General features: G+C 58.2%; 2 protein-coding genes. One reads left to right on the plus strand and one right to left on the minus strand.

The window, feature by feature from the left end:
• Positions 1–142: 142 nt before the first annotated feature.
• Positions 143–1,000 carry a sulfite exporter TauE/SafE family protein gene (locus NW815_RS03045; RefSeq protein ID WP_414390440.1) on the minus strand — a complete coding sequence of 286 codons (858 nt, stop codon included), beginning with the start codon at positions 998–1,000 and terminating at the stop codon, positions 143–145.
• A 342-nt stretch (positions 1,001–1,342) separates the two neighbouring features.
• Here NW815_RS03045 and NW815_RS03050 point away from each other — a divergent pair, with 342 nt between their 5' ends.
• A complete protein-coding gene (locus NW815_RS03050) occupies positions 1,343–3,061 on the plus strand; it encodes a transglutaminase domain-containing protein (protein ID WP_414415691.1) in 1,719 nt (572 codons plus the stop codon).
• The last annotated feature ends 54 nt before the right edge of the window (positions 3,062–3,115 follow it).

Consider the following 3,115-nt stretch of genomic DNA (forward strand, 5'->3'; position numbering starts at 1 on the left):
GCGGGACGGAGTCCTTGAAAAGCCTTCTGGATCAGTGCATGCAACATTTTGGGTTTGAGTTCAGTGTCCCAGTTTAAATCCAAATGACCGTAGCTTGGAACCAGGACTGCTGTCCCGAGCACTGGGGCAGACCAGGATCACTTCACAGGGCTCGGTAGCTTTGCCAAGCTTGCCAAAAAATGTAGAGAGAAAGGATGGTCAGAAAGCCCCGAAACAACAGACTGACGGTTTCATCGGGCAATTTGGGCAGGGTGCGTGTGCTGATCTGTACACCGATTAACCCCCCTGTGCCCAAGATTAAACCTGGGATCCAGAGCACATTCTGGTGGATGGTGCCGTCCCCGAACCCCAGGCCATTCCAGATCCAATCGCTGAGGCCCGCATGGCTGGCAGTGGCAGCAACTGCTGTGATCACAATGGCCCCCAGACTGGTCTGAATCGCCACTTTGATTGTCTCTTTCAGCAGCAGGATCTGCATTGGCACCAGGATCACCCCACCGCCGATGCCAAACAGCCCGGCCAACAAACCGGCAGTGCCGCCGGTCAGGGCGCGGGCTAACCAGGGAGACATCTGCCCTGAGGACTCCGTCCCGCTGAGGTGCTCGGCACCGCTGACGTCAGCCCCCAATTCTTGGGCCTGGATAACCACCTTTTTGTTGAGTTGCACCAGGTAAGTGTTGGCCAGCAGCAACACTCCAAACGCTGCCAACAGCAGATAGCTGGGAAGGCGACTGGCGATAATTGCTCCTACTTGAGCCGTAAGCAACGCTGGGATCCCCAGCAGGATCACCCGTTTCAGATCCAGCATGCCCATCCGCCAGTTTTGGATGCTGCCTGCAATCGAGGTCATAACGATGGAAAGGTTGCTGGTGGCTGCAGCTTGAACCGGTGGGATCCCCAAGCTGACCTGTAAGGGCACCAGGATCACGCCACCGCCAATGCCCAGCACCCCGGCCAGGATCCCTGCCACCAGGCCGCCAATTGCCAAGGCCAACTCCATCCCCTACCACTCCCCACCGCTGCTCTATCTTGCTGGCCAAAAAGCCGCCATCATCGTAACATTCTCCAGTCCTGGCAAGACTAGCAGGGATACATTGGTCGAGAAGCCTTGGGTGTGGGGTTGAAAAGAGGCGCATCATAATAATGTTGGACAGTAAATATTGGACAGTCGTACCGCCTTGGTGCAGATCGCGCCAGCATGTCAACTTCATCCATAGGCAAGGAAGCCTTCATGGTTGCCATCCATCCGGCAAATGATCTGGGTGCTCTGAAAAATCCGGGTTCTACGGCAAGAGGATCCCAGCCTGCTTGGTGGCCTCCATCTGGGCGGCAACAGGGAACTGTGGCCCCTCTGCAACCTCTGGGGCTGGTTGCTTTGGAAGGTTTGGCCACCTGGGGAGATCGCCTGTTGGGCTTGGATCGGGTGAGGGGCTATTTGGTGGAAATTCAAGAGCACAACACCCTGCTGCTCAATCCTCATCATGTCCATTCTTTCCAAGGCGCTTACGGTTTGTGGGTAGAGTCAGAAGGGGATCAAGCGTGGATTTGGCTCAGTCGGGAGCAAGAGGGGCAAATCTTGCGCATTCCCATGTCCGCTCTCCAGCAACCGGGATCCCTGGAAGCCTTTCCAGTGTGTAGGTGCCCCTACCCTATCGAAGGGATCGCCCTCTGGAGCGATCCCCACACGGGAAACCGCTACCTCTATGCCACCTGCTACCGACGGGAAAAAATCCTGCAACTGGATCCCAGCCGTGGTCTCATCGTGCAGGAGATGCCTGCCCCTGGGGTTGGCCGAGAACAGATTGCGGTGCAGGGAGACTACCTCTGGGTGAGCGATCGGGTGGAAGAGACGATCTACGTGCTGGAGCGCCAGACCGGGCGAGAACTGGCCCGTATCCTCACCCCTTCTCCTGGGCCAACAGGCTTGGCCCATTGGCGGGGGCAACTCTGGGTGGCCTATGCCCACGAAGAAGCCTACATCCACGACAACCCCAACGCTCCAGATCCCTTGTCGGTGGCCCTGCGCGATAAAACCTGGGTGGCCCCCCTACGCCTGCGGCCTTTGGATCCCCCTAGCTCCCCCGACCCCTCTGGCGGCGGTGGAACCGAGGCCGAGGATTCCCCCATTGCCTGTCCGGTAGTTTTTCAGCCCCAGTGTCTGGGGGAACGCGCCACCTACACCCTCTCCCACGGCTATCGGGTGGAGCTGACCTATGTGGAAGAAATTGCCCAAGAAGAGCCGCGCTTCCTGCCCGATTTGGTCTGGCGAATTGCCTTGCCCTGCAACAGCCTTCGCCAACGGGTGCGCAGCCTGCACTGGGTAGGTCTGCCGTTTGAAGTGGAAGAGCAATCTGGCCAACAGGTGGCGGTGTTTTCGCTGGGATCCCTGGGGGCCCATGAGGTGCGCTTGTTTGGCTGGCGGGCGGTGCTGGATCTCTACAGTATCAAGTACTGCATCGATCCACTGGATGTAGAGGCTGCCGTTTTGCCCAGGGAGCTGCGGGATCGCTACTTGGTGGACGATGACTACCTGGCCATGGACACCTCGATTGTCCGAGAGGCAGCGCGGCTGGCCGTTGGCAGCGAGACCAACTTGCTGCGCAAAATGCTCAATATCCGGGCCTATGTTTACGACAAGCTCTCCTACCGGGTCACCTCTCGCATCGATCCGCCGGATGAGGTTTTGCGGCGTGGCTCCGGTTCTTGTGGTGAATATGTGGGGGTGCTGTTGGCTTTGGCCCGCCTCAATGGGATCCCTTGCCGCACGGTGGGGCGCTACAAATGTCCTCCCCATCCAGAACTGAAAGGGATCCCGCTGTTTCCCCAGTACAACCACGTGTGGATTGAGTTTTATCTGCCCGGCTGGGGTTGGGTGCCGATGGAGTCGAACCCCGACGATCGGGGGGAGCGCCCCTATTCGCAGCGCTACTTCATGGGCTTGCCCTGGACCCATGCCGAGATCGCCAAAGGGATCCCTTTCGAGACGATCAACACCGACCAAGCCTCAATTGGGGAGCTGGCCATTAACCATGTGCAGTTTCGCATCTTAGAAGAAATTTGAAAGGCGAATAGAGTGAGAAAACGGGCGTAAACTACCCGACCCTGACTGCTTCGC

It is taken from the genome of Synechococcus sp. R6-7 (assembly GCF_047461695.1).
GTDB lineage: Bacteria > Cyanobacteriota > Cyanobacteriia > Thermostichales > Thermostichaceae > Thermostichus.

Excerpts from the sequence above, each read along its gene's own strand:
- NW815_RS03045 (WP_414390440.1), bottom strand. The coding sequence starts at position 1,000 with ATGGAGTTGGCCTTGGCAATTGGCGGCCTGGTGGCAGGGATCCTGGCC.